Below are 18,014 nucleotides of genomic sequence, written 5' to 3' on the forward strand. Positions count from 1 at the left end.
TTCAAGGTAAAAAAGTTTTCTAAATTGGATCTAAATTAAATGATTTAAAGCCTTTCGTTGAAGGCAACTGCAAATTTAAGGTTTTTAGATGAAACACAACTTTACTGATTTTTGACTAATTTTACAAAAAAGCACAAAAATGATTACATCTCTCCTCTCCCTCACGGCTTTAATAGCTGGATTTTTTTATACGGAAAATTTACTGAATATTTTTTTGGCGCCGACGATTCACAACCAACGCCAGCCATTGCCAGTGCTGACCAGATTGATTACATACCTATGCCTGCCTGGAAAACTTTCACCATAGAATTCTTAAACATTGCCGGCTTAGGTCCTATTTTCGGGGCGATATTGGGGGCCATGTACGGTCCAATGGCTTATCTCTGGATTGTGCTTGGTTGTATTTTTATTGGAGCGGTTCACGACTACTTTTCAGGCATGCTTTCAGTCAGGAATAATGGCGCCAGCATTCCTGAAATAGTAGGAAAATATCTAGGTAACGGCTTTCGTCAGTTTTTAAGAATTTTTTCTTTACTCCTGTTAATTTTTGTAGGAGTAGCCTTTGTTACGGGGCCGGCAGAGCTCCTGTCCAGTTTTACAGGTGGTGGTATGACGATGTGGCTCTATGCCATCTTTGCCTATTACCTGATTGCCACGCTACTGCCCATCAATAAAATAATAGGTAAAATATACCCGGTATTTGGTCTGGCTCTACTTATAATGGCCCTGCTTATTGGCGGCGCCATTATAATCTATGGCATCTCAGGTCAATTAGTCCTCAAAGAACTATCACTATCATCATTTAGCAATTTTCACCATCATCCAACAGAAAACATCTTATTTCCGATGCTGTTCATTGTTATTTCATGCGGCGCTTTATCAGGTTTCCACAGCACACAGGCCCCAATGATGGCCCGTTGCATAACACACGAAAAACAAGGTCGGTATGTGTTTTATGGGGCAATGATTGCCGAAGGAATAGTAGCATTAATATGGGCCACTGCGGCTATGAATTACTTTGGTGGTGCCGAAGGACTAAATGCTACACTACAAACTTCCGGTCACACCCCGGCATGGGTTGTAAATGAAATCAGTACCGGTTGGTTAGGCAAAGCAGGCGCCGTTCTTGCAATTATTGGGGTCGTTGTATGTCCCATCACCACTGGCGACACAGCCTTTAGAAGCGCCCGCCTCACCATTGCTGACGTTTTTAAAATGAAGCAGACCACTACAACAAAGCGATTAATCATTAGCATTCCGCTATTTCTAGTAGGCTTTTTGCTCTCTCAGCTAGATTTTGCCACTATCTGGAAATATTTGGGCCTATCCAACCAAATTTTGGCCGTTATCGTTCTGTGGACCGGTGCAATGTATCTTGCCAAAAACAATAAAAGCCACTGGATGCTATCACTTCCGGCTTTATTCATGACCATAATATGCGTATCGTATCTGATGGTTGCTCCAATAAAAACAGGAGGATTGTTCCTTAGCCCAGAAACAGGTTACCTTATAGGAGGAAGTGCCGGAATAGCGGCGATGATCTGGTTTTTGGCAACCATTAAACACATAAAAAAAGAAATTAGGCAACAAAATATAAATCAGCAGATTACAAACAATTTCAAAAATTAAAGAACTAAAATTTGATAATCACATTATAGCACGTATTTTTGCACAAAGATTGGTTCAGTAATCCAATTACGGAAAACTGATAAAAGGGAATCCGGTGACTTAAATGGTTAAATTATTAATCTTTAAGAATTCCGGAGCTGTCCCCGCAGCTGTAATCTCTATTATTTTTTTGAAAACTTCGCCACTGTCAGGTATTAACTGATGGGAAGGCATCAAAAAAAGGAGTGAGCCAGAAGACCTGCCAATACTTTAATTCGTAGCTTTCGGGTAGAAAAGCGAAGATTAGAACTACATCCTTTTGTTCTATATTTTCACCAGCATCCGTTTGTTGCGAATGGTTAAATTCACTTTAATCATTTGTAAACATGCGCTTTAATAGAATCAAACCGTTTTTTACGGTAATATTAGTATTTGGCTGTCATCTGAATGCTCAGGTATACTTTCAACAAAAGACTATACCACTAAAAGGAGTAACCATTCAAGCCAACCATTTAAAGGAATATACCATTGGCGCTGCCATAGAAAAACCAGATTCAATTTTGGTGAAGCTAATGAGAACCTCCTCTCTTTCGGATTTACTCCTACTATCAACGGGAGCATCTATAAAAAGCTATGGTCCGGGTGGACTTTCAACGGTCAGTTTTAGAGGAAGCCACAGCAATCATACCGCGATTATGTGGAACGGGCTTAATCTCCAAAGTCCAATGAATAGCTCCGTTAATCTATCGGCCATGCCAGCATCCCTCTTTGAAGATATACAAATTCAAAGCGGTGGCGCCGGAACCCTATGCGGAAGTGGAGCCATGTCCGGAGTACTACACCTGACCACCAACAACCTCCTAAATAAAAAAAATCACATCTCGGTTAATGGAGGCATTGGAAGCTACAACCGCCAATACGAACAACTGTCACTGAAAACAGGAAACAAAAAAAGAGCCTCCTCCTTATCGGTCATGCGACAAAGCAGCGATAATAACTTTTGGTATTATAACACCTCTCGGCCGGACAAAAGAAAAGAACGCCAGACCAATGCAGGTGTAAAACAATGGGGTTTAAGTCAGGACAACTATTTTAGATTGGGCAATCAACTACTGGTAACGACCGGACTGTGGCTTCAACATTACGATAAGGATGTACAAACAATTATGACCAAAAGCACTCCTAACCAACAATATCAGATAGATAACAATGTAATGGGGGCTATAAACCTGAGATACTACCGCACCAACAACATTCAAATAAACTTCAAACAGGGAATTCTATGGAACCAGATTGACTACACCAATGTGGAGACTCCCATAAGCAGCGGAAATAACCAATCTTTATCCCTCATTTCTGAAATAGAATCAAGAATTAGCTTAAAAAACGGAATACAATGGAGCACGGGATTAAACTACACCAACGAACAAGCCCAAAGTGACGGTTACATTGGCACCCCAATACGTAGTCGTTGGGCTTTATTTTCCTTTGTGCAGTTTAAAACATTTAACAACCGACTAACCTCACTCATAAGCTTTCGCGATGAAATGACCAACACCACGTTACATCCTGTAATATTTGCCTATGGTGGTAATTATGCCCTCACGCAAAGAATAAAAATTAAGGGAAATATCTCAAAAAATTACAGAATTCCAACCTTTAATGATGTTTATTGGGCATTTGACGGTTATGCGCGCGGCAATAACAGTTTGAAGCCAGAGTCGGGCTGGAGTGGAGATATTGGCTTCGAGTACAACAAAAAGACGGCTGAACAAAACATGAAACTAAGCACAATCTGGTTTACCTCCAACATCAAAGACTGGATTATATGGCTTCAGGACGACGATGCAATATGGACTCCCTCCAATAAAAAAAGGGGAGAATCAAAAGGTCTGGAATTAAAAGGTATTTATGGCCGCAAAATAGGATCCTCGTTTTGGCAGTTATCAACCAGTTATTTTTATACCCACTCACGGCTTAAAACAGACGACCATTATGACGGAAAACAAATGGTTTACATCCCTCTCCACAAAGGAGCAGGCCTTTTAACATGGAAATATAAAGCAATAGTAGCTGCTTTTACAATAAACGCCGTTGGCGAAAGATACTACGACTACACTAATCGACTTGAGCCATACCTACTGGGGAATATCATGGGCGGTTATAAAATTCCTGCAGGGAGAACGGACGTCCAGCTAAACGTGAAAGTAAACAACCTATGGAACACGCAATACCAACTAATGGCCTGGTATGCAATGCCACTTTGCAATTACGAAGTCAATTTACAGGTAAGACTGTAATTATTCAATAACCAATCATAATTTTACAATCATGAATATTACCAATTTAAGAAGCCGTTATAAACGGTCAAATTTTGCAATGAATATTTTATTAGCTGCATTTCTGGTTCTTGCTGCGACATCGTGCACGGACGATAACGAAACGAGTAACAGCTTATACACAAACGGAGCCTTTATTCTGAACGAAGGAACTTTTGGACAAAGCAACGCTTCCGTTTCATTCTACAGCTACGACGATCAGGTGGTTGTCGGTAGTATCTTCAAGAAAAGCAATGGCACAAATACAATTATAGGTGATGTATTACAAGACATGGAAATTGTTGATGACAAAGCCTATCTGATTGTGAATGCCAGTAACAGCATTCAGGTGGTTAATAAAAATGATTTTACGTGGGTAACAACAATAGAGGGGTTAAGTAATCCCCGGTTTGCAACTCATTATAATGGCAAACTCTACGTTTCACAATGGGGCTCAACAACCGGTTCTGTGGCTGTTATTGATCTCGACACCAACACAATTGTCAATACCATTGAAACCGGAAGCGGAACAGAAGGCATCATCGTAAACAACGATCTTATTTGGGCTGCCAATAGCGGCGGATACGGCGTAAATAACACCATCTCAATTATTGATCCCAATACGAATGAGGTCATTAATACAGTTGATGTGTCCGATGGCCCAAAACACTTTGCCATCGACAACAACAACGACGTTTGGGTAATATGCTTCGGATCACAAGTTTACGATCCCAACACATGGGACCTGACTTCAGAAACAGGATCAGCACTCATCAAACTATCAGGAACCGATCAAAGCGTATTAAAAACCATAGAGATAGGAGACCAAATTCATCCGTCCCATTTGGAAATTAGCACCGACAAACAAACACTGTATACAGACACTTACACCGGCATTTTTGCAATAGCCGTAGATTCAGAGATATTCCCCACTGAACCGCTTATCAGTGGTTATTATTATGGTTTTAGCGTCAACCCGGCCAATGGAGACATCTACACTTGTGAAAGTCCGGACTTCACTAAACCAGGTACGGTAACCATCTATAATAATGAAGGGGAAATAAAGAGCGAACTAAACGAAAGCATAGGAATAGGTCCCAACAGCGTCATTTTTTAACCATTCCACACTTATTCTCCATGGCAAACAAATCCTGTTTATTGAAGTGCAGTGGTTGTTTGATTTAATCTGCCTTTACAACCGAAATACGGCAACTATTTCGGTAAAACAGACCCATTCTGCCATCTTCATGACAGGATTTTGTTTGCCTCCCCACAAAACAAAATGCCGGGCCTCCCGATTAAAAGAGGGAGCCCGGCATTTTATTAATTGGCAAAATTTTGCAGAATAACACTAATTTAACTGTCAAAAATTCAAATTAGAAACTTGTACATCTGTTAACATGGTCATTTACGGCAGTAAATGACCATGTTAACAGCAAGCACAACGCAAAATAGACAAACTCTAATTTGCAATTTCATCCATCGTATATTCCCCACTTTGAATTAACACTTCATCCAAATTTTCTTTGGTCACAGCAATTGAATTAATCTTATAGGTAGGAATATCAACCGTTCCATTAAAGGTAGAAGCATTAGACAAATCGCGGGCCTTTTTGCCATCCAATAAATCCATAACTAATTCGGCCGTTTTATACCCCAACGTTTTATGCGGATGATAAACAGTCATAGTCATTGAACCATCATAAATTTCTTTAACGGCCTCTAATATTGCATCCTGACCAGTGACCACAACTTCGCCTTCTTTCCCATACTTTTTCAAAATATTTGCCACGGCAACCGACATCGGATCACTACAGGCAATAACAGCATCGATATCCAACCCGTAGCTATCAATAATCTTCTGAAACTCAAAAGCCGTACGTTCACCATTCCAACCTTCCACGTACGTGTCAAACAACAAATTTATGCTACCCGATTCAATATGCGGTTTCAAAATGGAATCGATATGTTGCTTTAACTCCAGCCCATTGCGGTCAAAACGATCGCCGCCAAAAACGATATAATTACCGGTGGGCTTTCGCGAAAGAGCGGCCTCACAAAATAGACGTGCAATATCTTTATTGTTACCAGTCACAAAAAGATCGTATTCTGAATTGTTAATCAATCTGTTATAAGCAACCACAAGAACACCCTTTGCAACGGCATCGCGCACCAATGGAGCTATTGTATTTCCGTTAATAGCGGCAATAATTAAAACATCTACACCTTCGTCCAGCAATTGATATCCTTGCTGAAGCTGGACAGCATCGTCATCCTGAGCCGATAACGTAATCATTTCAGCCCCTAACTGTTCAAATCGCTCGGCCATATATGCACCTTCCGAGACAAATCGATCACGAAAATCAGCCGGATTTAAATACCCCACCTTCCACTCTGATTGACTGCCACATCCGGCGAAAATCAACATTAGAACAAATAACTGAACTTGAAAAATAATCTTCATATTAACTCGGCTTTAATAAAAATAATTACGTATTGATTTACGAAATTAATTATTTTTTAATACTTTTTCCGCATAATTGGAGAATTTCAACAAAGCTATATTTATGAAGATAAAAACTTATTGGCAAGATCTTAGTATCCGCAATAAAATCGGGACAAGTTTTGCAATCGTTATCGGAATCACGATCCTAACAGGTCTGGTATTACTTAAAAACTTATACCAAATTTCAAAAGAAACACAGAACTTATCCGGAATACACATTCCTTCGGCAAGTGCATCAAACTTACTGTTAAGGTATTGGCAGGAAACGCAGGAATTTGCGCGCTCATACGAATTCACAGGCGATAAATTCTACCTCAAATCGCATGATGAGTCATACAATAGAATGATTAATGCATTGGATAAGCTCAAAACCCTCACGGCTGACAGAATTGAGGCACTTCAAAAAAAAGGTGTATTTATTCCTCTACTAACAGAATATGTTCAAACCTATAAAACCGTATGGGAAGATTACCAAACCAAATCCGTCAATTTTCAGGAATCCAAACAACAGCTCATTAAAGAAACCGATAAATTAACAGCTTCGGGAACCAACAACCAGTATTCCTCAAATCTCTACGGTAACATTGTTGACCTGTTACTGGCATTTAACAATAGAGATGGTCAAGCGGTAGAAGTCGTGGCAGATCAGTTAAAAGATTTACAACAAAAAATAACACGAACCAACTCTCGTTTTAAAACCACGACCGGCAATATCTTCACAGATGCTTTTCATGCCATTGACGATTTTAAAACAATGCAATTAGCCGGGCTAAAAAATTATGAAGCCTCCAAAAAAGTTCTCTGGGAAGTAAGAGCCGCAACAGATATAGGTCTGGATCAGATAATTTTGACGGGTGAAGACAGCTATATAATTGCCACACAACAACGAAATGTTCAAATAGCAACACTATCGTTCATTCTAATATTAGGGATATTTATGATCTATTTCCTATCAGATTCAATTGCAAAACCAATTGTCAAAGGGATCGAGATAGCGGAAAAAGTGGCAGGCGGTGATTTAACAGTTAAAATGTTAGAAAGCCACCGTAACGATGAAGTTGGTCGATTAAGTAATGCCTTAAACTATATGACCGACAATCTGAATCAACTCATCGGAAAAATAATTGACACAACACATTCGATAGGGGATGCCAGTAATAAATTAACCACTAAAGCACTGGATCTAGCTGAGGGCGCCAACGAGCAAGCCTCTTCAGCCGAAGAGGTATCGTCATCAATGCAACAAATGCATGCCAACATTGAACAAAACACTGAAAATTCACGGCAAACAGAATCTTTATCAGCCAAAGCAGCCACAGACGTAAAAGAAAGCAACAAGAAAACAAAAGAATCGGCCGATCATTTGGAAGAAATCACCAACAAAATATCAATCATCAAAGATATTGCATTTCAGACCAACATATTAGCTCTGAATGCGGCCGTTGAAGCCGCCCGTGCAGGTCAGGAAGGACGCGGATTTGCCGTTGTCGCAGCAGAAGTGCGCAAACTGGCCGAACGAAGCCAGGTCGCAGCCCAAGAAATAACCGGGGCCTCTGTCGTAGCCATTGAATCATCGCAATTGGCAACTCAATTGATGGACCAGATAACACCCCAAATTGAAAACACCGCGAATCTGGTAAGAGAAATATCCGCAGCTTCGGTTGAACAAGTAACTGGTGTTGAACAAATTAACCTGGCACTACAAGAACTAAACCAGGTAACTCAACGCAATGCGTACAATGCCGACGAAATAAATATCGCAGCCAAAGAGCTTCAGCATTTATCTCAACTCCTTACCGAAGCCTCATCGTATTTTAAAGCCAGAAAATAAAACTAAAGTGATTTATGAATTCTCAATCTCTTCCCTGATTTTTCGGGGAAGAGATTTTAACACCAAATTGTAAGAAAGGTTAATCCATTCAAAAACCATCGAATCAGCAATACTACCATTTATTTCAACCGTGTTCCAATGTTTTTTATTCATGTGGTAACCCGGACTCACGCAACTATACTTTTCCCGCAATTGAACCGCATACTCTGGGTCGCACTTAACATTAATTCTAAAATCACCCTCAAGGGTCGTCAGTAAAAACATTTTACCGCCAATTTTAAACACCAGACTATCGTCTCCAAAAGGCATTGATTCTGACACATTGGATAAGGACATACAATAATCACGTAACTCCTCGATATTCATAAAACAAACAGTTTAAATCTAAAATAGTGGTAGCTAAAAATATCAGGCTTCTGTACAACGCGTGCCCTCAAAATGGTCATTTACCAAAATAAACACACATTTATAAAGTTTCAAAACGACCATGCTTATAAATGATTTCAAATAAAATACAGACCTATTCAAGTTGCGCCGTAAAAGCATTTTCTATCAACTCTATTTCCCACTCATCACTATCTTTTATTGGCATACAAGTCACCACATCAAAACGAACCGGCTCATCCACCTCATATAATTTCACATAAGCGTCGGTAGCCAATACCAGGAATCTGATTTTAGATCGGGTAATACTTTCCCTCGGATGTTCCCATTTACTGCTGGTGCGCGTACGCACCTCAACGATAACCAGGAACCCATCTTTACGGGCAATAATATCTACTTCTTTTTGTCGGTAACGCCAGTTACAGGTTACAATAGTATAACCTTGCTGCGTCAAAAAAATGCGGGCTTTTTCTTCGCCCAATTGCCCCAATTCATTGTGGCTGGCCATAAACTCAATAATTTATTTGATGTAATTCAATGTCACCGTTTCCTTTTTAACAGACAAATGAACGGTAGCGCCCAGCATCAAAGGCTGATTCGCCAAACTGTGGCCGGCCGGGAAATTGAACATTACCGGAAAATCACAACCTTCAACCACTTGCGAAATAATTTCATATGGTGATGCCCCGAAAGGAGTATGATTGTCCTGAATATCGGTCATCTGCCCCACTACTAAACCAGCCAACCCTTTTAACTTCCCGGCCAGCTTTAAACCTCTTAGCATACGATCAATATGGTACAGGTATTCGCCCACTTCCTCAATGAAAAGAATTTTTCCTTCAGGTTCAAAATCATAAGGCGTACCAACCAAGGAATTCAGTAACGTCAAATTTCCGCCTATCAATTTACCCCTTCCTTCCCCAATAACGTTTAACGAATGAGGCATAATCTGATAAATCACTTCATTCCCTTGTAACATCTGCCATAGAGTGTCAACTCCGGAAGAATCATAATTTCCGGTCTCGAGATTTTTAGGCATAGGCCCATGAACCGATTTCATCTTTAACTGTGCTCCCAATACTGAATGAAACACCGTAATATCGCTAAATCCGATTATCCATTTTGGTTGGTTCTTCAAAAGAGAAAAATCAATCCTATTTACTAACCTAATAGCGCCATAGCCACCACGCGAACACCAGATAGCCTTAACTTCCGGATTCTTAAGCATCGCATTAAAATCATCAGCCCGCTGTTGATCGGTACCAGCCATCTGATGCCACTGGCCTGCCGCATGTTTGCCCAACAAACAACGCAAGCCCATATTCTCCAGATACTGGCTCGCAAGCTTCAATGACGAAGGTGCAATTTTACCGGCAGGAGAAACAATTCCAACTAAATCATCTGACGAAAGAAAAGACGGCGAAATCATAATAAAATCAAACATTAATGTCAAACCACAAAAAAACAGCGTTCAAACTTCAATATATCAGGACGCAAATTATAAATATGAAACGAGCCATGAGAGGGAACTCTCACACAGAGGGATGATTAATTCCGGCGAGTTCCATATGACCTTAAAAAACAAAATATAATCACACAAAAAACTATCCTATTATTACAACACTATCACACGCCTTATAAAAACCCTGATTTTCAAACTATAAAAAACTAAAAACAAATCGTAATAACATCAAAGTCATTAAATTTATTAGTTTTCTTAACTACACTAATTATCTTTGCTGTTTGTAAAGCATAATTTACGAGTAAAACTAAAAAAACATCCTGTTTAAAGCAATTTGGGTTCACGATTTCCGAAAAAAATATTCGACATTTTCAACATATGACAAATTTTAAACGCACATTAGTTACCACAGCCCTACCGTATGCCAACGGTCCGGTTCATATTGGTCATTTGGCCGGAGTTTATGTACCAGCCGATATTTATGTAAGATACCTTCGTCTAAAAGGAGAAGATGTTTTACTTATTGGCGGTTCCGATGAACACGGGGTCCCAATTACGCTCAAAGCCCGTAAAGAAGGCGTAAAGCCACAGGATATCGTAGACAAATACCATGGCATCATTAAAGAATCATTTAAAGAATTTGGAATTTCTTTTGATATTTATTCGCGTACCAGCAATAAAACCCACTACGAAACCGCCTCTCAATTTTTCAAAACACTATACGAAAAAGGAGAATTTATCGAAAAAGAGAGCGAACAGTATTACGACGAGGAAGCTCATCAGTTTTTGGCCGACCGCTACATCACTGGCACATGTCCGCATTGCGGCAAAGACGGGGCCTATGGCGACCAATGCGAAAGCTGTGGCACCAGCCTTAATGCGACCGATCTGATACACCCAAAATCGACCATTTCGGGAAGTGCTCCGGTATTGAGAAAAACCAAACATTGGTATTTGCCATTGGATAAGCATGAATCTTTTCTCCGCCAATGGATCCTGGAAGACCACAAAGAATGGAAACCAAATGTTTATGGGCAGTGTAAATCGTGGATTGATCTTGGGTTACAGCCTCGTGCCGTAAGTCGCGATCTGGACTGGGGTGTTCCAGTTCCGGTTGAAGGTGCCGAAGGGAAAGTACTGTATGTGTGGTTCGATGCCCCTATCGGTTACATATCGGCTACACGCGAATTAACCCCCGAATGGGAAAAATACTGGAAAGATCCGGAAACACGTCTGCTGCATTTCATCGGCAAAGATAATATTGTGTTCCATTGCATCGTCTTTCCATCGATGCTTAAAGCCGAAGGGTCATATAATCTGCCTGATAATGTGCCTGCCAATGAATTTTTAAACCTTGAAGGAGATAAAATTTCAACTTCCCGCAACTGGGCTGTCTGGTTACATGAATATCTCAAAGATTTTAAAGACCAGCAGGATGTTTTACGCTATGTTTTAACGGCAAATGCCCCCGAAACAAAAGACAACGATTTTACCTGGAAAGATTTCCAGGCACGCAACAACAATGAGTTGGTAGCTATCTTCGGCAACTTCGTCAACCGAAGCATGGTGCTTACACATAAATATTATGAAGGAAAAATTCCCGTGCCCAATGTATTTAACGACTTTGACAACGAAACACTTAACAGCATCGCCGATATCGTTAAAAGAACAGAAGAAGCACTGGAAAATTTCAAATTCCGTGAAGCAGTAAAAGAAGCCATGAGTCTGGCGCGCCTCGGGAATAAGTACCTGGCGGACTCAGAACCCTGGAAACTAATTAAAACCGATGCCGACAGGGTTTCAACCATTATGTACGTTGCATTACAAATCACGGCTAATCTGGCCGTTTTAATGGAACCTTTCCTTCCATTTACGGCTCTAAAATTGCGCAACATGCTAAATATGGACAACATAGACTGGCAGGATTGCGGACAAAAAGAAATTCTTAAGCCCGGCCATATCATCGGCGAAGCCGTTTTGTTATTTCAAAAAATAGAAGATGAAGCCATACAGATGCAACTGGATAAACTGGCCCAATCGAAAAAAGACAATGAAACCGCGGCAAAAACGGCCAACCCCATAAAAGAAAATATCAGCTTCGACGATTTCTCAAAAATGGACATTCGGGTGGGCACCATTCTCGAAGCAGAAAAAGTGGCCAAAACAAAAAAACTGCTAAAATTAAAAATTGATACCGGTATTGATCAGCGAACAGTAGTCTCAGGCATTGCCGAATATTTTAGCCCCGAAGCTATCGTGGGAAAGCAAGTTAGCATTCTGGTAAATCTGGCCCCACGAAACATTAAAGGCATCAATTCGCAAGGAATGATTCTAATGGCTGAAGATGCCGACGGCAAACTGGTCTTTGTGAACCCGTCAGATAAAGTTAAAAATGGGTCTGAAATAAAATAAATACAGCTCTTTTATCATTTAATCTGCCATGCTATAACATTTCCCAATCGGTTGAGGAAATGTTTATGGTGTGGCAGCATAATTTAGTATTACCAATCAATATTTTCCAAGCCTAAACTAAAATATTCTGACTCCCCTATTATACATCTAATAATTTATTTCTAGTCATGTCAATAGAATACAAAATAAAACGCATTTCTTCGATCTAGAACTCTAATACAAATTGGTTATAAAGCAATTACTCCAGCCCTCAAAAAAATAATTTAATCTAATCGAGTAGGAGAAACGGGATTAATTCCCGTTTCGTACTCTCCCACCACCGTACGTACGGTTCTCGTATACGGCGGTTCCTTAATATTCAACTCTTACCGCTTTGTAATAATCCAGTAAGAAAACATATCCGGCCTTACGCAAACGCTGGTCTGTGACAGTTCTGGACAGGATAAAGCTCTTTGCTATGTGCCAGTAACCTTTCCTTGTGTTCGCCCACTCATAAGCTTTGTATTTATTTATACCCAACTTTTTCAGGTTGGCTACTCTGGTTTTTATCCGTTTCCATTGTTTCCAGATTACCATTCGTAGCCGTCGGCGATACCACGCATCCGTTTTTATCAGTAGATTTTGCATGTCGGCCAGTTTGAAGTATTGCACCCAGCCCTTAATGTATTGACTTAATGCCTCCTTCCTGCGATCGTTGCCCCATCCGTTGCTTCTCGATGTCAGCTTTTTAATTTTGGCTTTCATCTTCTCCATACTTTTGGGGTGTATCCTCAACCTTCCTTCACCTCTATAGCGATAGAAGGTATAGCCAAGGAACTTAACATCCTTTACATGTCCCACTTGGCTCTTGTCCCGATTGACTGTCAAGAATAGCTTTTCTTCTATAAAAGAAACAATACTTTTCATCGTCCGGAGGGCGCTTCGCCGGCTTTTGCAGAGTATTATCATGTCATCAGCATAACGTACAAATTTATGCCCTCGGCTTTCGAGTTCCCGGTCCAGCTCATTCAGTAGGATATTTCCCAGCAGAGGACTTAGTGGGCCTCCTTGCGGTACGCCTTCATGGGTTTCTTCGTAGTGGTCTTCATGCATTACTCCAGCATTTAGGTACTTGTGGATAAGTGACACGACACGTCCGTCTTTAATGGTGCGCGATAGTATCTCTATCAACTTGCTGTGGTTAACGGTATCAAAGTACCGCTCCAAGTCTATATCTACTGCATAGATATAACCTTGAGTAATGTAGTCCCGACACTTACGAAGGGCGCCATGAGCATTTCGCTTGGGTCTAAATCCATAACTGTGAGATGAGAACTGAGGCTCGTAAATGGAGGTCAGTTTTTGCGCGATGCTTTGTTGGATTACTCTGTCCACGACTGTAGGGATGCCCAACTGGCGCTGTTTTCCGTTTTCTTTGGGTATTAAAACCCGTCTTACAGGATTGGGGCGGTATTTCCCCTGTTGGATGGATTGTATTAGTCTATCCTTGTTATTGACTAGATAGTCCTTTAAAGACTCTACCTCCATCTTGTCTACTCCACCCGCTCCTTTATTGCGCTTTACTTGTTTGTAAGCGATGTTCAGGTTTGAGGGGGACAGGATATGCTCTAATAATCCGTTTCCTAAACGATAATCATTGGTGGTGAGGTTGTTTTCAGTTATCCAAATGAAGGTCTGCCCTTCCACATATCCGTCGGATGCCGTCCTATCTTTCTGTGGACAGGTCTTTGATGATGTAAAGATTTTCTGCTTTCCTTCCTTCATGTTGGTAACTTTCATTGACTACTCAATCATTAAGGTTCAGCCCTTCCCACTTTGAGGAGTTGAGTGGTACTATGGCTTCTGCTGACTTCTCATGGCAAGCTTTACTCCGTGCTTCATACCCTGTTTCCACACGTCCATGAGACCTCCCGTGGTAAGATAAATAACTTTCATCCCATATCCCCGCCACATTTACACTCCGGTGTCCGCATAATCTTTGGACTTTGACTTGTTTTGCAGTCTCATCCAACCGGTTGTGCCTGATATGATTCGTGTTCCTCGGGGCAGGTTTTTGCCGTAGACTTCCTTCAGATTCCACCTCGCGATGGACACCCTTGTCCTTAGCTAATGGTTGGCGATTATGAACCCCCATAGTGGACTTGCACCACCAAGTTATTTACCATGCACGGCACACAACAAAAAAGTCTGTAAATCATACGATTTACAGACTTTAAAGTAAAATTATCTCCTAATATGTCGGGGTACCAGGATTCGAACCTGGGACCTCCTGCTCCCAAAGCAGGCGCGCTAACCGGACTGTGCTACACCCCGAAAAAATACAGCGGAGAGAGGGGGATTCGAACCCCCGGTACAGTTACCCGTACGGCAGTTTAGCAAACTACTGGTTTCAGCCACTCACCCATCTCTCCAATCCTTTAAATGAACATTTCAACCGCTTTGCGATTGCGAGTGCAAATGTATAAAATTGAGCATAACTTCCAAAGAAAATAGCTGTAAAATGAAACAAATAAATTACTCAAAGACTCTTTACTATTGAATTTCAGACCAATTAATTTATCATTGGCTTGCAATTCAACAGTCCACAAAAAACAAAAAAGCGCTTTTCTAAATAAAAAAAGATCGCAGACACTAAAAAATAAACGGTATAAAACCCTTTCTTGTCAACCGCCCATAAAAAATATCCACTATATTTGTATTCATAATTGGCAATGATGTCTGCCTCAAACCGCTTAAAAGCTGATGACATCTGCATTATTAGTTACTAAACTATGCGGATTCATTATATACGGGCAACATGAAAAACCAAAGACATCCAGCTAACATTCAACAAACGACCTCTCATTTAAAGTTAAGCACAGGTTTGGTATATGCACCCGCATCGCTATCAGCGGTTACCAGGCCATCATTTTTCACAAAGCCCAATAACCGGTTAACACATTTGCAAATAAATAGCACCTACAAAAAAACGCCTTTTTTTTCGTTACGCTCCCTTTCGAAAGGGTTATTTACTCCAGTAAACTCACATTTTTCAAACTTCAGAAGCCTCAAAATTAGAACATTCTTATCGGCAACGAAAGTTTTTGGACACATACTATATAATGACATTACCCATTCAAATATTTATACCATAACAGATATCTGTAGCAACGATGCCTCTGGACCATAAAAAAGGCAGAATTGTTTGCAGCCAATTAAAACAGAGTTATCGTAATTAAAACAACTTTCATCATAAAATGTGGAGGACACCAATATGAAAATTAAAAACATTGAAGCCTTAGAAATTTTAGACTCACGCGGAAATCCCACTGTAGAAGTAAATCTTATGTTAGAAGATGGCACAACATCACGAGCCATGGTTCCAAGCGGAGCCTCAACGGGCGAACGTGAAGCCACCGAACTGCGTGACGGCGATAAGAATCGATACCAGGGGAAAGGGGTTCAAAAAGCGGTTGACAACGTGAATAAGATAATAGCACCTGCCATCCATGACATAGAAATAACCAGTCAGCGCCATCTCGATTATCACCTCATTGAAATGGATGGCACGGCCAACAAATCTAAATTAGGAGTAAATGCGATTTTAGGCATTTCAATGGCCTATGCCAGAGCCGAAGCACAGAGTTCAGGCACTCCATTGTACCAACACCTGGGAGGCAGCAATGCCTATGTTTTGCCCGTTCCGTGTATGAATATCATCAATGGCGGCAGGCATGCCGATAATAACGTCGATTTTCAGGAATTTATGATTGCACCACATGGTGCCGCCTCCTTTAAAAAATCGATACGAATGGGTATCGAAGTTTTTCACACATTAAAAGAGGTGCTTAAAAAGAAAAACTATAGCACCGGAGTAGGCGATGAAGGTGGATTTGCGCCCAATCTCAAATCAAACGACGAAGCCATAGAAGTAATCCTGGAAGCCATCACAAAGGCGGGTTATAAGCCCGGCAGCGACGTCAGTATCTGTCTCGACCCTGCTACCAGTGAGCTGTGGGATAACGGGAAGTACAAACTTTTTAAAAGCACTGGAGCTTTGCTAACAAGCGATGAAATGGTCAGACTTTGGGAAAACTGGATCAATCAATATCCCATCGTATTGCTCGAAGACGGAATGGCTGAAAATGATTGGGAAGGTTGGAAAAACCTCACCGATGTCATTGGTAAAAAAATTGAAGTCGTAGGCGACGATCTCTTCTGCACCAATAAAGCCATCCTCGGTAAAGGGATACAAAAAGGGGTCGCCAATTCAATTCTGATAAAACTAAATCAGATAGGAACAGTAACCGAAACGCTCGAAACCATCGAGTTAGCCTATAAAAATTCATACAACTGTTTTGTCTCACACAGAAGTGGCGAAACCATCGACAGTTTCATTGCCGACCTTGCTGTTGCAGTTAATGCAGGACACTTAAAAACCGGCAGTGGGTGTCGTGGTGAACGCATCGAAAAATTTAATCAATTAATGCGTATTGAGCATCAATTAGGCAGCACATCAAAATTTGCAGGTATTTCGGCCTTTAAAAATGCGAAATAATTAAAACGGGCATCATTAAAATAAACAATAGAATGCCCCGGCTATAAAAAGCCTTTCTGTAAAAACAGAAAGGCTTTTTTTTGTACAAATAAATTACATCCGGCCAGCTCTTTGCAAATACCATTTGGCATATTGCATATCTTCACGTTTTATATGGCGCGTAATCCAATCCATAATAAAATGAGTTATTTCATACGAAGCCGGAATTTCGCCTGCCTCATATCGCATCAGAAAATCATTCACCTGTTTAACAAAAGATTGATGCTCGATGCTGTGACTCGCCAAACCAGGAAATTCTATTCTTTTCATAAAAGCCTCCTCATTCGAGAAATGCCCCTTTGCGTAATCAATCAATTCATGCATCAATTGCACAAGACTTTGCTTCCCCTCGCCGGACTTCAGTCCTTCATAAAACTTATCAAGCGCCGCAAACAAAGTCTGATGTTCCTGATCCAACTGTTCGTTCTTAACACTGTAGTTTACACTCCATTGTATCATATAATTTTCAATTTGCGAACCGCGTCAGTCCTGATTAAGATTAAAACGCATATATCCGTGATCAACCCCTTTTATATGATTTATTAACCAGGTCTTTAAAAAATTAGTCACCTCAATAGTTAACAGCAAACGCCCCGCTTTTATCTTTTCATGAAATGATTCAATTTTTTCAACGTACTCACGATGTAGCTTCTGATGCTGAGCCAGTTTAGGATAATGAATCTGTTTCATATAACTCTCTTCGTTGGCAAAATGATACTTGGTATAATCAAGCATAGCCAAAATCAACTCCTGTAATTTCTCAGATGATTTTCCTTCTTTGAGACCAACGTAGAAATCATTCAAAATTTCAATCCACCGCTGGTGCTCTTTATCAATTTGGTCATTCCCTACCGACAAATCCTGCGTCCATTCAATGTACATAAATAATAATTTTAAGTTATAGTTAGCACTCCAAA

At 40.5% G+C, this 18,014-nt stretch carries 13 protein-coding genes, 2 tRNA genes and 2 riboswitches; of the genes, 6 read left to right on the top strand and 9 right to left on the bottom strand.

What is annotated here, in order from left to right; genetic code table 11:
- Nucleotides 1–111: 111 nt before the first annotated feature.
- The 3 genes from ACT3CD_RS07945 (at nt 112) to ACT3CD_RS07955 (ending at nt 5,043) form a co-directional block, all read left to right on the top strand.
- A complete protein-coding gene (locus ACT3CD_RS07945) occupies nt 112–1,629 on the top strand; it encodes a carbon starvation CstA family protein (RefSeq protein WP_444644584.1) in 1,518 nt (505 codons plus the stop codon).
- Nucleotides 1,630–1,662: 33 nt separating this feature from the next.
- Nucleotides 1,663–1,889: riboswitch (cobalamin riboswitch) on the top strand.
- A gap of 105 nt (nt 1,890–1,994) precedes the next feature.
- Nucleotides 1,995–3,908 carry a TonB-dependent receptor plug domain-containing protein gene (locus ACT3CD_RS07950; RefSeq protein WP_444644586.1) on the top strand — a complete coding sequence of 638 codons (1,914 nt, stop codon included), beginning with the start codon at nt 1,995–1,997 and terminating at the stop codon, nt 3,906–3,908.
- Between the two features lie 79 nt (nt 3,909–3,987).
- Nucleotides 3,988–5,043, top strand: a complete 1,056-nt coding sequence (locus ACT3CD_RS07955; protein ID WP_444644588.1) for a YncE family protein — start codon at nt 3,988–3,990, stop codon at nt 5,041–5,043.
- Nucleotides 5,044–5,388: 345 nt separating this feature from the next.
- Here ACT3CD_RS07955 and ACT3CD_RS07960 read toward each other — a convergent pair whose 3' ends face one another.
- On the bottom strand, nt 5,389–6,390 hold the full coding sequence (locus ACT3CD_RS07960) for a sugar ABC transporter substrate-binding protein (RefSeq protein ID WP_444644590.1): 1,002 nt from the start codon (nt 6,388–6,390) through the stop codon (nt 5,389–5,391).
- Between the two features lie 103 nt (nt 6,391–6,493).
- On the opposite strand from ACT3CD_RS07960, the gene ACT3CD_RS07965 reads away from it, so the two are divergent.
- A complete protein-coding gene (locus tag ACT3CD_RS07965; protein WP_444644592.1) occupies nt 6,494–8,263 on the top strand; it encodes a methyl-accepting chemotaxis protein in 1,770 nt (589 codons plus the stop codon).
- Nucleotides 8,264–8,275: 12 nt separating this feature from the next.
- On the opposite strand, the gene ACT3CD_RS07970 is transcribed toward ACT3CD_RS07965, so the two are convergent.
- The 3 genes from ACT3CD_RS07970 to ACT3CD_RS07980 form a co-directional block, all read right to left on the bottom strand.
- Nucleotides 8,276–8,629: an MmcQ/YjbR family DNA-binding protein gene (locus tag ACT3CD_RS07970; RefSeq protein WP_444644594.1), complete on the bottom strand. Its 354-nt coding sequence runs from the start codon at nt 8,627–8,629 to the stop codon at nt 8,276–8,278.
- A 154-nt stretch (nt 8,630–8,783) separates the two neighbouring features.
- Complete coding sequence (locus ACT3CD_RS07975) at nt 8,784–9,155, bottom strand: YraN family protein (protein WP_444644596.1); 372 nt, start codon at nt 9,153–9,155, stop codon at nt 8,784–8,786.
- A gap of 12 nt (nt 9,156–9,167) precedes the next feature.
- Nucleotides 9,168–10,076, bottom strand: coding sequence for a S66 peptidase family protein (locus ACT3CD_RS07980; RefSeq protein ID WP_444644598.1), 909 nt, complete (start codon nt 10,074–10,076; stop codon nt 9,168–9,170).
- Between the two features lie 411 nt (nt 10,077–10,487).
- Here ACT3CD_RS07980 and metG point away from each other — a divergent pair, with 411 nt between their 5' ends.
- Complete coding sequence (gene metG / locus ACT3CD_RS07985; RefSeq protein ID WP_444644599.1) at nt 10,488–12,521, top strand: methionine--tRNA ligase; 2,034 nt, start codon at nt 10,488–10,490, stop codon at nt 12,519–12,521.
- A 351-nt stretch (nt 12,522–12,872) separates the two neighbouring features.
- Here metG and ltrA read toward each other — a convergent pair whose 3' ends face one another.
- From ltrA to ACT3CD_RS08000, 3 genes are all read right to left on the bottom strand, one after another.
- Entirely contained in the window at nt 12,873–14,300 is a 1,428-nt protein-coding gene (ltrA, locus tag ACT3CD_RS07990; protein ID WP_444644601.1) for a group II intron reverse transcriptase/maturase, read from the bottom strand.
- 459 nt (nt 14,301–14,759) lie between these two features.
- A tRNA-Pro gene (locus tag ACT3CD_RS07995) sits at nt 14,760–14,834 on the bottom strand.
- A gap of 11 nt (nt 14,835–14,845) precedes the next feature.
- A tRNA-Ser gene (locus tag ACT3CD_RS08000) sits at nt 14,846–14,932 on the bottom strand.
- A 287-nt stretch (nt 14,933–15,219) separates the two neighbouring features.
- A riboswitch (Fluoride riboswitch) is annotated at nt 15,220–15,280 on the top strand.
- Nucleotides 15,281–15,774: 494 nt separating this feature from the next.
- On the opposite strand from ACT3CD_RS08000, the gene eno reads away from it, so the two are divergent.
- On the top strand, nt 15,775–17,058 hold the full coding sequence (eno, locus tag ACT3CD_RS08005) for a phosphopyruvate hydratase (RefSeq protein ID WP_444644603.1): 1,284 nt from the start codon (nt 15,775–15,777) through the stop codon (nt 17,056–17,058).
- A 93-nt stretch (nt 17,059–17,151) separates the two neighbouring features.
- On the opposite strand, the gene ACT3CD_RS08010 is transcribed toward eno, so the two are convergent.
- Together ACT3CD_RS08010 and ACT3CD_RS08015 are read right to left on the bottom strand one after the other, a co-directional pair.
- Nucleotides 17,152–17,556, bottom strand: coding sequence for a bacteriohemerythrin (locus ACT3CD_RS08010; protein ID WP_444644605.1), 405 nt, complete (start codon nt 17,554–17,556; stop codon nt 17,152–17,154).
- Between the two features lie 24 nt (nt 17,557–17,580).
- Entirely contained in the window at nt 17,581–17,979 is a 399-nt protein-coding gene (locus ACT3CD_RS08015) for a bacteriohemerythrin (RefSeq protein ID WP_444644607.1), read from the bottom strand.
- Nucleotides 17,980–18,014: the final 35 nt, after the last annotated feature.

Source organism: Geofilum sp. OHC36d9 (assembly GCF_052400685.1).
Taxonomy (GTDB): domain Bacteria; phylum Bacteroidota; class Bacteroidia; order Bacteroidales; family Marinilabiliaceae; genus CAZHHH01.

Coding starts and splice junctions, on each gene's coding strand:
- ACT3CD_RS07975 (WP_444644596.1), bottom strand. CDS start 9,155: ATGGCCAGCCACAATGAATTGGGGCAATTGGGCGAAGAAAAAGCCCGC.
- ltrA (WP_444644601.1), bottom strand. CDS start 14,300: ATGAAAGTTACCAACATGAAGGAAGGAAAGCAGAAAATCTTTACATCA.
- ACT3CD_RS07970 (WP_444644594.1), bottom strand. CDS start 8,629: ATGAATATCGAGGAGTTACGTGATTATTGTATGTCCTTATCCAATGTG.
- eno (WP_444644603.1), top strand. CDS start 15,775: ATGAAAATTAAAAACATTGAAGCCTTAGAAATTTTAGACTCACGCGGA.
- ACT3CD_RS07950 (WP_444644586.1), top strand. CDS start 1,995: ATGCGCTTTAATAGAATCAAACCGTTTTTTACGGTAATATTAGTATTT.
- ACT3CD_RS07955 (WP_444644588.1), top strand. CDS start 3,988: ATGAATATTTTATTAGCTGCATTTCTGGTTCTTGCTGCGACATCGTGC.
- ACT3CD_RS07960 (WP_444644590.1), bottom strand. CDS start 6,390: ATGAAGATTATTTTTCAAGTTCAGTTATTTGTTCTAATGTTGATTTTC.
- metG (WP_444644599.1), top strand. CDS start 10,488: ATGACAAATTTTAAACGCACATTAGTTACCACAGCCCTACCGTATGCC.
- ACT3CD_RS07980 (WP_444644598.1), bottom strand. CDS start 10,076: ATGATTTCGCCGTCTTTTCTTTCGTCAGATGATTTAGTTGGAATTGTT.
- ACT3CD_RS08010 (WP_444644605.1), bottom strand. CDS start 17,556: ATGATACAATGGAGTGTAAACTACAGTGTTAAGAACGAACAGTTGGAT.
- ACT3CD_RS07965 (WP_444644592.1), top strand. CDS start 6,494: ATGAAGATAAAAACTTATTGGCAAGATCTTAGTATCCGCAATAAAATC.
- ACT3CD_RS08015 (WP_444644607.1), bottom strand. CDS start 17,979: ATGTACATTGAATGGACGCAGGATTTGTCGGTAGGGAATGACCAAATT.